General features: G+C 58.4%; 11 protein-coding genes, 3 tRNA genes and 1 pseudogene. 1 reads left to right on the top strand and 14 read right to left on the bottom strand.

All coding sequences use genetic code 11. The annotated features are described in order from the left end of the window. Positions 1-231: 231 nt before the first annotated feature. A pseudogene (locus HM1_RS05235) lies at positions 232-1,971 on the top strand (FAD-dependent oxidoreductase); the annotation flags it as partial. A gap of 264 nt (positions 1,972-2,235) precedes the next feature. On the opposite strand, the gene HM1_RS05230 reads toward HM1_RS05235, so the two are convergent. The 14 genes from HM1_RS05230 to ptsP form a co-directional block, all read right to left on the bottom strand. After that, positions 2,236-2,619, bottom strand: coding sequence for a CoA-binding protein (locus HM1_RS05230; protein WP_012282257.1), 384 nt, complete (start codon positions 2,617-2,619; stop codon positions 2,236-2,238). A 175-nt stretch (positions 2,620-2,794) separates the two neighbouring features. Further along, the gene (locus HM1_RS05225; protein ID WP_236995044.1) at positions 2,795-3,607 is read right to left on the bottom strand and encodes a Fic family protein; all 813 of its coding nucleotides are present in this window, start codon (positions 3,605-3,607) and stop codon (positions 2,795-2,797) included. Between the two features lie 551 nt (positions 3,608-4,158). After that, positions 4,159-4,250, bottom strand: a tRNA-Ser gene (locus HM1_RS05220). Between the two features lie 62 nt (positions 4,251-4,312). Then, positions 4,313-4,771, bottom strand: a complete 459-nt coding sequence (locus tag HM1_RS05215) for a nucleoside deaminase (protein ID WP_012282255.1) — start codon at positions 4,769-4,771, stop codon at positions 4,313-4,315. 157 nt (positions 4,772-4,928) lie between these two features. Continuing rightward, positions 4,929-5,005 (bottom strand) — tRNA-Arg (locus tag HM1_RS05210). 85 nt (positions 5,006-5,090) lie between these two features. Then, positions 5,091-5,167: transfer RNA gene (locus HM1_RS05205), tRNA-Arg, on the bottom strand. 129 nt (positions 5,168-5,296) lie between these two features. Then, positions 5,297-7,147, bottom strand: coding sequence for a YcdB/YcdC domain-containing protein (locus tag HM1_RS05200; protein ID WP_012282254.1), 1,851 nt, complete (start codon positions 7,145-7,147; stop codon positions 5,297-5,299). Positions 7,148-7,532: 385 nt separating this feature from the next. Further along, on the bottom strand, positions 7,533-7,904 hold the full coding sequence (locus HM1_RS05195) for a NifB/NifX family molybdenum-iron cluster-binding protein (RefSeq protein WP_041313379.1): 372 nt from the start codon (positions 7,902-7,904) through the stop codon (positions 7,533-7,535). A 32-nt stretch (positions 7,905-7,936) separates the two neighbouring features. Beyond that, entirely contained in the window at positions 7,937-8,293 is a 357-nt protein-coding gene (locus HM1_RS05190) for a NifB/NifX family molybdenum-iron cluster-binding protein (protein ID WP_236995065.1), read from the bottom strand. 49 nt (positions 8,294-8,342) lie between these two features. Further along, on the bottom strand, positions 8,343-8,672 hold the full coding sequence (locus HM1_RS05185) for a DUF5320 domain-containing protein (protein ID WP_012282251.1): 330 nt from the start codon (positions 8,670-8,672) through the stop codon (positions 8,343-8,345). Between the two features lie 112 nt (positions 8,673-8,784). Next, positions 8,785-9,672 carry an ATP-binding protein gene (locus tag HM1_RS05180; RefSeq protein WP_012282250.1) on the bottom strand — a complete coding sequence of 296 codons (888 nt, stop codon included), beginning with the start codon at positions 9,670-9,672 and terminating at the stop codon, positions 8,785-8,787. Then, positions 9,669-10,529 (bottom strand): ATP-binding protein, encoded by an 861-nt coding sequence (locus HM1_RS05175; protein ID WP_012282249.1) that lies wholly within the window; start codon positions 10,527-10,529, stop codon positions 9,669-9,671. The genes HM1_RS05180 and HM1_RS05175 overlap by 4 nt, the downstream gene beginning before the upstream one ends. Continuing rightward, entirely contained in the window at positions 10,526-11,140 is a 615-nt protein-coding gene (locus HM1_RS14470; protein ID WP_049754047.1) for a PadR family transcriptional regulator, read from the bottom strand. The genes HM1_RS05175 and HM1_RS14470 overlap by 4 nt, the downstream gene beginning before the upstream one ends. Before the next feature lie 263 nt (positions 11,141-11,403). Then, positions 11,404-13,131 carry a phosphoenolpyruvate--protein phosphotransferase gene (ptsP, locus tag HM1_RS05165; RefSeq protein WP_012282247.1) on the bottom strand — a complete coding sequence of 576 codons (1,728 nt, stop codon included), beginning with the start codon at positions 13,129-13,131 and terminating at the stop codon, positions 11,404-11,406. Between the last annotated feature and the right edge of the window lie 2 nt (positions 13,132-13,133).

Below are 13,133 nucleotides of genomic sequence, written 5' to 3'. Positions count from 1 at the left end.
GCACCGCCGGCGAAAGCGGCCCCGCATTCGGCGACCAGTTTCACGGATAATGCGGGGAATGGAGATGCAGTGAAAAAGAATCAGTCGACTCTTTACCGCTATAGCGCATCCGCCTACAATAGATTGTAAGAACCATCACTTTTTTGACTGTAGTTAGGCATCACCAATGACCGAACCTATCCTGCCTTTTTTGCGCAATCTGAATAAAAAAACAGACAAGGAGCGGTATCTGTGAGCAAAAAAGTCGTCATCGTCGGCGGCGTCGCAGGCGGGGCATCCGCGGCAGCCCGCTTGCGCAGGCTCGACGAGCAGGCAGAAATCATTATCTTCGAACGAGACGGCTACATTTCCTTCGCCAACTGCGGCCTGCCGTACTACATCGGCGAAACCATCGTCGAGCGTTCCAACCTGATCCTGCAGACGCCGCAGATGATGCTCGACCGGTTCAACATCGACGCCCGCCTGCACAGCGAGGTGGTGTCTATCGACAGCGCAAAGAAGAGCGTGACCGTCAAAAGCGCCGACCGAGGTGTTTACGAAGAATCCTACGACGTGCTCGTCCTCTCGCCGGGAGCGAAACCCTTTGTCCCGCCCATCGCCGGCGTCGGGAGCGACAAGATCTTTACCGTTCGCAACATCCCCGACGCCGACCGGATCAAGGCCGTCGTCGACAACATAGCCCGAAAAAAAGAGAGAACAGCGGCCGTCGTCATCGGCGGTGGTTTCATCGGCGTCGAGATGGCAGAGAACCTGATCGAACGCGGCATCCCTGTCACCCTGGTGGAAGCGGCGCCTCATATCCTGCCGCCCTTTGACGATGACATGGTCACCCTGGCCGAGAAGGAACTGTCCGATCACGGCGTGCGGATGATCCTTGGCGACGGGGTGCGGGAGTTTGCGGAGATTCCCGGCGGCGACGAGATCGAGGTCACCCTGCTCAGCGGCACCCGCCTGAAAGCCGGCATGGTCATCTTGGCCATCGGCGTCAAACCTGATGTAGACTTTCTGAAGGGCTCGGGCCTCCAGTTCGGCCCCCGCGGCCACATCATCGTCAATGATCGCATGCAGACCAACCTGGACAGCGTCTACGCCGTCGGCGACGCCATCCAAGTCGTCGACTTCGTCAACGGCGGCGAGACGACCATCCCTTTGGCCGGCCCCGCCAACAAACAAGGTCGCGTCGCCGCCGACAACATCTGCGGCATCGACAGCCGCTTCCGAGGATCCCAAGGGACATCCATCATCAAGATCTTCGGCCTCACCGGGGCGATGACGGGCAACAACGAGCGCAACCTCCGCCGCCTCGGCATGGCCTACCGAGTCGTTCACGTCCATCCCAACTCCCACGCCTCCTATTACCCCGGCGCCACACCGATCGCGCTGAAGGTGCTCTTCGCTGAAACGGGCAAGGTGCTCGGCGCTCAGGCTTTTGGCTATGACGGCGTCGACAAGCGCATCGACGTCATCGCCACGGTCATCCGTATGGGCGGAACCGTCGATGACCTGAAGGAGCTGGAACTCGCCTATGCGCCGCCCTATTCATCGGCCAAAGACCCTGTCAACATGGCCGGCTTTCTCGCCGAAAACGTGCTTGCCGGTCGGGCAGACCTCTTCACCAGCAGCGATATTGATGGGATGGACCGGGAAAAGGCCGTGCTGCTCGATGTGCGCAGCGAACTTGAATACGAAAACGGCCACATCCCCGGCGCGATCCATATCCCCGTCGACGCGTTGCGGGACCGGCTCGGCGAACTGGATCCCAGCAAGGAGTACTGGCTGTACTGCAGAGTCGGCTTCCGCGGGTACCTGGCCGAGCGGATTTTGAAGCAACGGGGATTCAAGGCGAGGAACCTGTCCGGGGGCTATATGTCCTATGAGATCGCACGCTATCAGGTGGGAGAAACCGCGAGCAGTCAGCAGATGCCGGCGCTAGACGGCTGTGGTTGCGACTACACCAAAGAGAAGGTCGCCGCGCCAGGGCTTAAGAGCGGTCAGCAGATGCCGGCGCGAGGCGGCTGCGACTGCGGCGGCAGCGGTAATGGCAACGGCAAAGGCGACGATGCATGCTGAGTAGCTTCTTCACCTCGCAGATTGAAAAACTGATCAGCCACAAGAACCTGCAAGGATGCATGCTGCGCAGCTTCTTCACAGGCCGATTCGGTTTTGCGCGATGAAAAAAGCCCAAAAGGCATCCCCGAGGGGGATTCGCCTTTTGGACTTTTTGCTCTTGTCGAATCAGTTGTGCAGCGCATAGACACAGGCGTTGTGCAATACCTTCAGCCCGGCTTTTTCCGCTGCCTCGATGGCCTCGGCGCTCTCCGCTCCCGGTTGGAACCATACATAATCGATGCCGACGGCCTTGCTTTCATCGACCAACTTCCGGCTCACCTCCGGCGGAGTGACCAGGTTGATCACCTGTGGGACTTGGGGCAGGTCTTTCAGTTCGGGATACGTCGGGTCGCCGTCCACCTCCTTAACTGCTTTGTTCAGGGCGTAGACGGTGTACCCCTTTTGTTTTAACTTGCGGTAGATCTTATAGGCCCACTTTTCCTCGCTGCGGAAAGAACCGGCCACCACCCAGACTTTTTGCTTCAGCATGGACGAAATCAGGTCTTCCATTGCGCACACCCTCTTTTCTTTGTACCTGCTTCTCATCATACCAGAAATATTATCTTCCATTAACAAGGTTTTACTCCTCTACCCGGCCTCGTCAGTATCCAACCCCGTTATGAAAGGCTTGCTTTACGGCTCGGCTTGGCGATGCAAAAAGGCGCCGTTGCCGAGCTGGAGAACATCATACCCTGTCCGTTTTTTTCTTATCACCGGTTATTGGCTGTTGTTGCTGAACAACTTTGGCGATTTCCGTGTGCATCACCAACAGGCTGCGCTTCACTTCTTCGGCAACGAGGCGGATAAACCGTTCAGTGTTCCCCTGATCACCTTCTTCAAGGGCCACATAATACTCACGTCGTCGCTCCTTGGGAATGATCGCCGGCGGATATCCTTTCTGCAAAAGAAGAAAGTTCATGACGAGCCTAGCGGTTCGACCATTTCCATCAGGGAAAGGATGGATCGCCACCAACTTCTGATGCATCAGTGCAGATATCTCTAGGGGATGTAGCGACTTCTTGGCGTCTTCGTACCAGCGAAACAACTCCTCCATTTTTTCCGGAACAAGATAGTGCGGGCAGTAGTGGTGAATTTCCCCAGACAGAGTGACAACATAATTGTCGCGTGTTTTATACAATCCGGGGGGAACAGGTATCTCTCCCTTAGCGTATTTCATATCACTGAACAGTATCGCATGAAAGTCTTTCACCATTCGTTCCGATAGGTCACGAGAGGACAACGCTTCTTGCATAAAGTCAATAGCCTCCACGTGATTGAGCATTTCCATATGCTCTTTCAACGTGCGCCCTTCCACCGTCAATCCTTCGCGGAGAAAGAACACCGTTTCTTGCAATGTCATCGTGTTTCCTTCGAGCGCATTGGTATGATAGGTCCACTCCTCGCGGAACTTCCTTGACAGAGCCTCCATCAACTCTCGGCATAATGGCCTGTACTTGTCCACTATTTGCTTCAACCGATCAATCTCTTGAAAGTCCATCATTTCCCCTCCCCATAGCATCGTGAACGCGCAGTTTGTTCTATATTTTACCATGTTTTTATAGTGCGTCCCTATTCTATTTGAAGTTGTGCGGCACTATGCATCACAGTGGCGCACAGTGACGCACGGTGACGGACGGTGCGCCAACGTGCGCTTTGGCCGCTACCGCTTGGTCTTCTTCCATGGATGACTTTCTATTCTCGCCCCCGAGACCGGATAGGGTGGGATTGCCTATCGAAGCAATGGTGTGAACAAGGTGTTGGGAAAAAGCCTGAATGTAAGTAAAGCAAAAAAGTCATTCGCAAAAAAAGTTAAAAAATTTATGCGAATACTAAATGATTAATATCGACCACATCACGGAATGCCCCTGCCGAATCGTCCCGGCACCTTTCTTCCTTGTCGCCAAACGCAAAAACCACGTTTTTCTACTGCATTGGACTAACAATAGAAAAACGTGGTTTGCACATCACCGCTTATGTTCGTTAACAAATAACCAAAATTGGTCTTTTTTTAATAAGCCGAAGGCAAAAGCCTTGTGAAGTCAGTTGTAATGGCGGAGAGGGTGGGATTCGAACCCACGAGACGCTGTTAACGCCTACCCGATTTCGAGTCGGGCGCCTTCGACCAACTCAGCCACCTCTCCGTGTTGATGCGGTTTTCATGACTCAGAGCCTCCGTTGGCGAAGGGTCGATGTACCAACAAGGCTACTTCCTGCGCAGCCGCTGAAAAAAGGACTGCATCAGTTCTCTGGCCTCTCCCTCGCGCACACCGGAGATGACCGACACGCGGTGATTCGTCCAAGGGCTTTCGAGGATGTTGAAGCAGGTTCCGGCCGCCCCGCCTTTCGGGTCCATGACGGCGAAGACAACGCGGGGTATCCGAGCCAGCACGATGGCGCCAGCACACATGGGACAAGGTTCCACGGTCACGTACAAAGTCGCTCCCGCCAACCGCCAGCCACCGATTCGGTTGGCCGCATCCTGGATGGCCAGGACTTCGGCATGGGCAACGGGGTTCTTTTCCGTCTCGCGGAGGTTGTGTCCCCGGCCGATGACCTCGCCGTCTTTGACGATGACACAGCCGATCGGCACCTCACCCTTGGCATAGGCCTGTCGACCTTCCTCCAGGGCCAACCCCATGAACTTGTCGTCAGCGAGTGCCACTGCGGTCCCCTGCTCTTCAATTGATGAAATCGGCCGATGAGATCGATGAACCGGTCGTTGTCAGGCAACCGGTCACTGCAATGCATCCATCGCTTCATTGCCCACGAATAAAACGCCTTTCCCGGCACACTGTTCGGGGAAAAGGACGGTGCCTTCCTGGTGCCCCCGGAGAGAATCGAACTCCCGACGACAGGGCTTAGGACGCCCTCGCTCTATCCACTGAGCTACGGAGGCATTTTCCGCCAAAATAAAACCTTCATGACCCATCGGGTCGCAAACGATGACGAGAAGGGCTTTTCATAAAAAAAAAAGAAAGAAATGGCGCGCCCGGGAGGATTCGAACCTCCGACCTCTTGATTCGTAGTCAATTACTCTATCCAGCTGAGCTACGGGCGCATATTTCCGGGCGCTCTCTCGCGCCACAGGAAACAGTATAACAAAATACGTGTGATGCGTCAAGGTGTAGGGTGTGGCAATTTCTGTCCGCAGGGGCTGTCTTCCCGACTCTGTTCCCCGCTCTGCCTGTTACTCCTTGACGAAAGGAATCGGCTTCCCTGTTTTGGCGTCGATGACGCCGGCGGTCTCATATGCGGGCATATAGACCAGTTGGGGCTTGGGCGCACGCTGGTTGAAAAACTCCGGCCACAGATAGACCTCTTTCATGTCGAGGTTTTTAAGGTACCTCTCCTTGGCCGCCTCCGGGGAAAGGAGGCCGCGCTTAGACGGCAGTTTGTCAAAGTCAACGGGAAAATAGGTAAAGGACCATACCGTGCCCGTCGCTTTGTCGACGGACACGTGCCAGTGGAGCCCTTCAACGGGAACGCCGTCATGGATAGGGATAAAGATAAAATCGTAGACAGGACTTTCATGGAAGTCCTGAGGCAGCTTGGACAGGTCAACCCAATCGGGGTACGTCGGCTGCCCATCTTTCGGCTCTAACAGTTTCATTTCAATGGTCCGTGCCGGCAGGAAGGACTGGAGGAAGCTGACGGCCTTTTTTTTCGCCTCTTCGGCGGGGATCGCCCCATACTGCTTTGCTTCCTGCACCTGCCGTTCGCTGTCGACGTAGACGCGACCGATGGAAAAGCCGCAGACCCGCCCTGTATCCGATTCTGTTGTCAAAGAGGCGTAGCGGGGGCGGAACTTGTCGGGCCGGATTTTCGCGATCAGGCTATCCATGCGGGCTTGTTCGTCCCAATGATACCGCTTGATCGTGGGCGCGGCGGGCTCTTCTTCCTCTCCCTTAAGGGCATCGAAAAAGGTCATTCCCGTCATGTCGAAACCGAGATCTTTTTCGATAAACCGCCGACCTTCTTCCGGACTGCGGACATAGCGCTCCTTCCCTTGGCCGGTGATGCGGATGGTCGCCTCCATCTTCTTGAATCCATCGGCAGCAGCGTTGAATCCTTCAGAGAGATTTCCTGTGAAGGCGTCGATGTAGCCCATGCTGTCCGGCATGTAGACCAGGACCATCGGCTTTCTCCCCGGCAAGGGCATGTCAGCAAAGCCGCCCGGATGCTGATTCAGAAATTCTTGCGGCTGGTAGGACAGCACCATCCGCGTCTGCTCGGCCAAGCGCCTTTTCGCCGCTTCCAAGGTGATCGCTTTGGCCGGATCAGGGTACAAGGCGGGATCAGGCCGTTCCTTGTTCCAGTGGTGCACCCCGACGATCCGGCCCTTTCCGTCCACATCGACGGTCCAATTGTCGCTGCTGTTCATCAGGGGGATGCCGTTGACGAGCCCCTCAAACTGAACGCTGCGGTGTGTCCAGGTGACTTTTTTCCCGCCATCTGAAGCGGCGCCATGGGTCCCGGTGCTGCTGGCGCTCCCCGACGCGTAACGGTCAAGGTCGGCGCCGATGAGCTTCTGCAGAAATTCCTTTGCCTTTTTTGATGCCATCGCCTTGTCCGGCATGTCTGTTCCCGCCCAGTTGGGGTTTTGCCAACTGTACGAGATCAGGGCGCCTGTTTCATCAAAATTCATATGTACCTGGTTGTAGATCCAGTCTTCCGACTTCTTGTCTTTCGACTGCCGATCATCGAAGAACAGGATCCACTCTTCCCGTTCCAGGCGCTGCCCGTGCATCATGCGGGTGTTCTTCTCACGGAACTTCATCTGAAGATTCAAGGAGCCAAACTCCGGGTAGAGTGACCGGAGCAGGTCGATGGTCTTCTGGATGCGGGCTTCCACTTGGGGAGAAGCCTTCTCAATCTTATTCGCCTCCTCGCCCACTGTCGCCGTCTGCGAGGAAGCTGCGGCCAAGGCGGTTGCGGGAAAGGCGCCTGCCAACATGCTCGCAAGGACAAGACCGGCCAGGGCCGCCTGGGCGGGACGCCGCCCTCCCTTTCTTTGGCATCCCTTTTTCAGGTATATCACAAAAAAAACCTCCTTTGATATCTTCATTCGGTAAAAACGTTGTCAGTAGATTCAACTCCCCGTCCATTGACGCATAGGAACTGCGATCGGTTTCCACGAAAAAATTTTTTCGAGCCTATCGCGCCTCCGCCGAAAGCGCTGATCGGCACGTTGTCCTTCGCTAATGCTACATTCTCCTGTTGACGAGTGATCTCCTTGTTACATAGGCCTCGACACCAGACTTTGTTCCGCAACAGGACTTTTTTCGAACGACAAGTTTTGAGTAAAAGGATAAATTTTTAAAAAAAGAAAAACCCGGCATTGCGCCAGGCTTTTCTTTTTTATTGACGACGCTTTTCTGATCAACGACTCAACGACGCATTTCCGATTAACGACGCTCTTCCGATTAATGATGCTGACAGACCTGCCGGTCGTCGATGGGCGAGATTTTTCCGGCGCAAAAGGCGTCCACCACTTTTTGCACCGTCGGCTCGTTGGCCTGATAGACTTCGATGCCGGCCTGACGGAATCCGGAGAGGGGCCAGGCGCCGATGCCCTGCACGACCAAGGCATTCACCTGATGCTCCGAAAGCAGGTTCACCGGTCGCAGGCAACCGCCCTCATAGTGGGGCGGGTTGTCGATGACGGTATCCTTGACCCGTTTACCGTCGTTGATCTCAACGATGGTGAAGCAGTCGCAGCGGCCAAAATGGCCGGAGCACTCAGCAGACAGCCCGCCGGGGCGGACGGAGGGAATGGCAAGACGCACGTTGGACATGTTCAGCATCCCTTTCTGTTATTTCATTTGCTTTACCAGTGGCTTTCGGCGTTGGGCGCTTCGGCCGCCGTAAAGTCGCCGCGCAGGAACGATTCCACCACCTGGCGCGCGGTGCCCTTGACACCCTGGCCGATGCGGATGTCCATGGCCTGGAGAGCGGCGAAGGCTTTGGGTCCGACAAACCCGGTCAGTACCCATTCTGCCCCTTTTTCACCGGCGATTTCCGCCACTTTGATCCCCGATCCCTGCATGGCGTTTACCTGTCTGTGATTATCCAGGGCCTCCAGCAACGTTCGGCTGTCCGTGTCCACCAGAAGCAGCCAGCGCGCTCGGCCGAAGCGCTCATCGACTTGGTCGTCCAGAGAGGGACCGGTGCTCGTGATCAGCACTTTCAATGCAGTCACCCCCTTTGTGCTTTATCCAATGGTCTGCTCCTCCTTAGAAACCGACATTTCTCCCATTCGCGCCGCGTCCGCCGCCCCGGCGCCCGAAGCCGCCGCCGCCGTTGCCCATGCCGCGGTTGCTCAGACCGCCGTTGGCCGGACAGCCGTTGCCCCGTCCTCTCCCAAGACCGCCAAAGCGGCAGAAAGCGTTGGCGATCCGCCGAAGGCCGCCCTGTCCGCCTGAGGCGCTCCGAGCACCGCCTTGGCCGCCCAGAGCGCCGTCTTGGTAGACTGGCACTTCACCGACAGGCAAGATACAACGACCGCGCCCCCGTCCAGTCATAGATCCCTTTCCCAAGGGGCCGGTTCCATCCATTCGAGGCATCACGATTCCTCCTTCTTTTTGGTCACGGCTGTACCGCTCCTCATTCATCTGTATGCAGGCTGTCTCTAGTTGCCTAATGTCACTAGTTGGGCAACCACTTGCCGGCGAACCGCTAGGTGGCGCTGTCCGACACCGTTTTGGAGATGGTCGCCCAGATCGCCCGGATGGCCTCCCCCGCAGGCGACGGACCCTGCTCTACGATCGATCGACCAGCCAACTGGGCGGCCACCACCTGATCGTCAAAAGGGATCTCGCCGAAAAAGGGGATCGCTTCATCGCGGCACTCGTCTTTGATACGGGCAGTCATGTCCCGGTTTAAGTCCGCCTTGTTGACCACGACGCCGCAGGGACGGCGGAAGTGGCGGACCACCTGGGCGACGCGGCGCAGGTCATGAAGGCCCGATACGGTCGGCTCGGTCACCAAGACGACGAGGTCGGTTCCGGTGATTGAGGCGATGACAGGGCAGCCTGTGCCGGGACAGCCGTCGATCAGCACGTAGGACATCCCCTGCTGTTCGGCGATCTCTCGGGCGCGCTTGCGCACCTTGGTGACCAGTTGGCCGCTGGCCTCTTCGGCGACGCCCAGTTGGGCGTGGACAAAGGGGCCGAAACGGGTTGTGGACACATAGAGTTCTCCCGCCTGTTTCGGCGTCAGAGTGAAGGCTTCCCCAGGGCAGACATCGACACAGCAACCACAGCCTTCACAAGCGAAAGGCGAGATGACCTGCTTCGGTCCGGACCGGTCGAACTTGATGGCGTCAAAGCGGCAAACTTTCAAGCAACGGCCGCAAAAGATGCAGCCATCCTTGTTCCAGGTGAGGCTTCGCCCGCTTTCAAAGGGCTCTTTCTCCTCGATCTCCGGTTGCAGGAGCAGGTGCAGGTCGGCGGCATCAACGTCACAGTCGGCGAAGACAGACCGTTCCGCCAGGGCGGCGAAGGCGGCCACGAGGGATGTCTTGCCGGTGCCTCCCTTGCCTGATAGGACAGCGATCTGCTTCATGGCGTCACCTCCTCGCGCAGCCGCTGCCAAAGCCCTTGAAAGGCCTCCCGTATGGCCGGCAGTTCCCGCGCCGGCAGTTTCCCGTCGGCGTACACCTGGGCCACCTCACGGTCAAAGGGCAATTCCATCAACAGGGTGATCCCTTCCCGCTGGCAGTAATCGTGAACTCGGCTGTCGCCGAGACCGGCCCGGTTGATGATCACGCCGAAGGAAAGGCCCATCGTCCGGGCCATCGCAACGGCCAGTTGCAGATCGTGGAGCCCGAAGGGCGTCGACTCTGTGACGAGAACGAGGTAGTCGACGCCATCGATGGCGCTGACAACCGGGCAGGAGGTGCCGGGCGGCGCGTCGATGATCACTGTTCGTTCGCCAGTTGTCGTCCTGTCGTTCAGGCGGCGGCGCACCGCTCGGATGAGGGGCGGACTTTTGGCCTCGCCGATGTCCAGGATGCCGTAGACCAGTCGAACCGTTCCGGCGTCTCCCTGATGAATCGTTCCGACAGGTCGCTCTACCTCGGTGATGGCCCGAGACGGGCAATGGCGGCTGCAGCCCCCGCAGGCGTGGCAGTTTTCCGGAAACAGCATTGGCTTGCCTTTGACCATGATCAGCGCCTGAAAGCGACAGACGTCGCGGCAACGGCCGCAGCCGACGCATTTTTCCAGGTTGAAGGCTGGCATCAGCACACTGAAGGGAGTGGTCACTTTTTTTTCCGGGTGAATGAAGAGATGACAGTTGGGCTCTTCCACGTCACAGTCGGCCAGCAGGACCGGTTCATCCGCTACGGCAGCCAGGTTCACAGCCACCGTCGTCTTGCCGGTTCCGCCTTTTCCTGATGCGATGGCGATGATCGGTTTCATTGGCTGTCACCGGCACTCCCGCCGTCTGCTTGACCCGTTGAACGGCGATCGGCATCACCGCCGCCAGATTCGCTGGTCCCTTTCGCAGCAGACTCACCGGCAGATGGAGCGGCACTTTCGCCACCGGCAGACCCGGGCGCTCCCGCCGCTCTTTCGGCGGCTTGAAGAAAAGCCTCCAGATCGTTTTTTTGCTTGCCGATCCGGATCACCCAGGCCTGCAGGTAGCTCTCTCCTTCGGCCGTCAAGGAGTAAACCTTCCGCGCCGGACCGCCTTGTCCAGGCTCCAGCCGGGATTCGACCATCCCCTCCTCTTCCAGCCGCCGCAGATAACGGTAAATCACCGCCGGATCCGGCAGGGCGGACACAAAGTGCATTTGCTCCAGTTTTTCCATCAATTCGTACCCGTGCGCCGGCCGCTGGCGCAGGCTCAGCAGCACGCCGGGAAAGACCAGCGAATCGGAGCGTCCGCCGCCCATCCCGCCGCAACGGCAGCGCCCGCGACCGCGACCGGGACCGCGACCGGGACCGGGACCTTGACCTCGTCCGCTTCCCTCTCCCAGGCCCGGAGCCGGGCCTGGGCCGGAACCGTGGCCTTGACTACCTATAAACATATGCGTCCCTCCTTACAACTGCGCTGTCGCACCTTTCGCCGGTTGCCCGCAGGCGCTCACGATCTCGCGGGCGATGGCCATATAAGCCTTGCTGGATGGCCGACAACATAGTGTTTCCCTGTAACTACTGACATATTATCACTAGTGGTCAGAAAAGTCAATTCCGATGATGGACTCTTTGTGTGATAAAAAAAAAAAAGACCGTCACCGCCGGGGAAATCCCCGTCAGGTGAACAGTCCTTCTGTCATCGTCAGTGACATTGTTAGCGCGCAGCAGACTGGCGCCATTTCTCCAGGTAAGCCCGGATTGCCGCAGCGTCCTCCATAGCCAGCACCGCTTTCCGCACCTTTTGCGCCTCGCTGACGGAAAGACTGCGGATGACCGCCTTGACCTGCGGGATCGAGGGGGCGCTCATGCTCAACTCGTCGATGCCCATGCCGACCAAGAGGGGCGCCGCCAAGGGATCGCCTGCCATCTCGCCGCACATGCCCACCCAGATCCCCTGCTGCCGCGCCGCCTGGATGGTGGCGTCGATGAGCCGGAGGACAGCCGGATGAAAGTGGTTGTACAAGGGGGCCACTTTAGGGTTGCCCCGGTCGACAGCCAGGGTGTATTGGACGAGGTCGTTCGTGCCGATGCTGAAAAAGTCACAGGCCGGCGCCAGCAGCGATGCGGTGGCAGCCGCCGCCGGCGTCTCGACCATGATGCCGACGGGGACATTGGCGGCAAATTCCCGCCCCTCCCGCGCCAACTCCTCGGCTGCCTCGGTGAGGATGGCTCGGGCCTGGCGGATCTCGCCGACGCTGATCACCATGGGCAGCATAAGGGCCACCTTGCCATAGCAACCGGCCCGGAGAATGGCCTTCAACTGAGTGCGGAACAGATCGGTTCGTTCCAGGCTGATGCGGATCGCCCGCCAACCCAGAAAGGGGTTGTCTTCGTGACCGATGGCCAGATGGGCCAAAGGTTTATCGCCACCGATGTCGAGGGTGCGGATCACACAGAGGTGTCCGCCACAGCCTTCCGCCGCCTGGCGGTAAGCGGCGAACTGCTCCTCTTCACTCGGGAGAGCGTCCCGTTCCATGAACAAAAATTCGCTGCGAAACAGGCCCACCCCTTCGGCCCCCAGCGCCCGCGCCTTCTCCCATTCGCCAGGCGAACCGATATTGGCCGCCAACTGGACCTTCACACCATCGCGTGTAACGGCAGGCAGGGTCGCCTCGGCCAGATCCTTCCGCCGTCGCTCCGCCTGCGCTGCGATCCGCACCAGAACAGCGTTGCGTTCCTTCTCATCGGGAGATAATCGCACCTCGCCGGAAGCGCCGTCGACGATGACCTCGGCGCCGTCGGGGATTTGGTCGACGGCCTCTCCAAGACCAACAACGGTCACGATACCTTGGGCTTTGGCGATGATCACGGCGTGAGAGGTGGTGCTCCCCTGGCCCAAAAGCAGGGCTTGCAGTTGTCCCGGCGGGTAGGCGGCCACGGCAGAGGGCTCCATGTCGCTGGCGCATAGGACAACCCCACTGTCTGCCATGCCCCGCGCCTTTTCCCCCTCGCCGTCCACCCCCAGCAGCAGTCCGGCCACCCGCCGTCCAATGTCCCGGATGTCGGCGGACCGCTCGCGCAGGTAAGGGTCGTCAAGGGCTGCAAACTGGGCAGCATAAGCCTCGCAGGCAGCCAGGACAGACCGGGGAGCGCTGTCGCCCTCTCGGATTTTTTCCATTATAGACGCTACGAGTCCAGGGTCGTCGAGCATCATCACATGGGCTTCCATGATAGCCGACAAGGTGTCATCGACAGCCGGCCCGGATAGGAGCGCCTGCAACTGTTCCTTCGCACCGGCGAGCGCCTGCTCCAGCCTGGACGTCTCTTCTTCCACGGAACCGGGGCGGTATCGATCCAGATAGGCCGTCAGGTCCTGAGCCGGTCGTTTGATCCGGCCCAGGGCGACACCGGACACGACGCCCCTGCCAAAAAAAGTTGTCACCG

The organism is Heliomicrobium modesticaldum Ice1 (assembly GCF_000019165.1).
GTDB classification, from domain to species: Bacteria; Bacillota; Desulfitobacteriia; order Heliobacteriales; family Heliobacteriaceae; genus Heliomicrobium; species Heliomicrobium modesticaldum.
Note: the sequence above shows the minus strand (reverse complement) of the source record. Positions and strands in the feature narration are given on the sequence as shown.

What these genes read in the sequence shown, in the direction of transcription:
- HM1_RS05230 (WP_012282257.1), bottom strand. Translation starts at nt 2,619, where the DNA reads ATGGAAGACCTGATTTCGTCCATGCTGAAGCAAAAAGTCTGGGTGGTG.
- HM1_RS05225 (WP_236995044.1), bottom strand. Translation starts at nt 3,607, where the DNA reads ATGGACTTTCAAGAGATTGATCGGTTGAAGCAAATAGTGGACAAGTAC.
- HM1_RS05195 (WP_041313379.1), bottom strand. Translation starts at nt 7,904, where the DNA reads ATGTCCAACGTGCGTCTTGCCATTCCCTCCGTCCGCCCCGGCGGGCTG.
- HM1_RS05185 (WP_012282251.1), bottom strand. Translation starts at nt 8,672, where the DNA reads ATGCCTCGAATGGATGGAACCGGCCCCTTGGGAAAGGGATCTATGACT.
- HM1_RS05180 (WP_012282250.1), bottom strand. Translation starts at nt 9,672, where the DNA reads ATGAAGCAGATCGCTGTCCTATCAGGCAAGGGAGGCACCGGCAAGACA.
- HM1_RS05175 (WP_012282249.1), bottom strand. Translation starts at nt 10,529, where the DNA reads ATGAAACCGATCATCGCCATCGCATCAGGAAAAGGCGGAACCGGCAAG.
- HM1_RS14470 (WP_049754047.1), bottom strand. Translation starts at nt 11,140, where the DNA reads ATGTTTATAGGTAGTCAAGGCCACGGTTCCGGCCCAGGCCCGGCTCCG.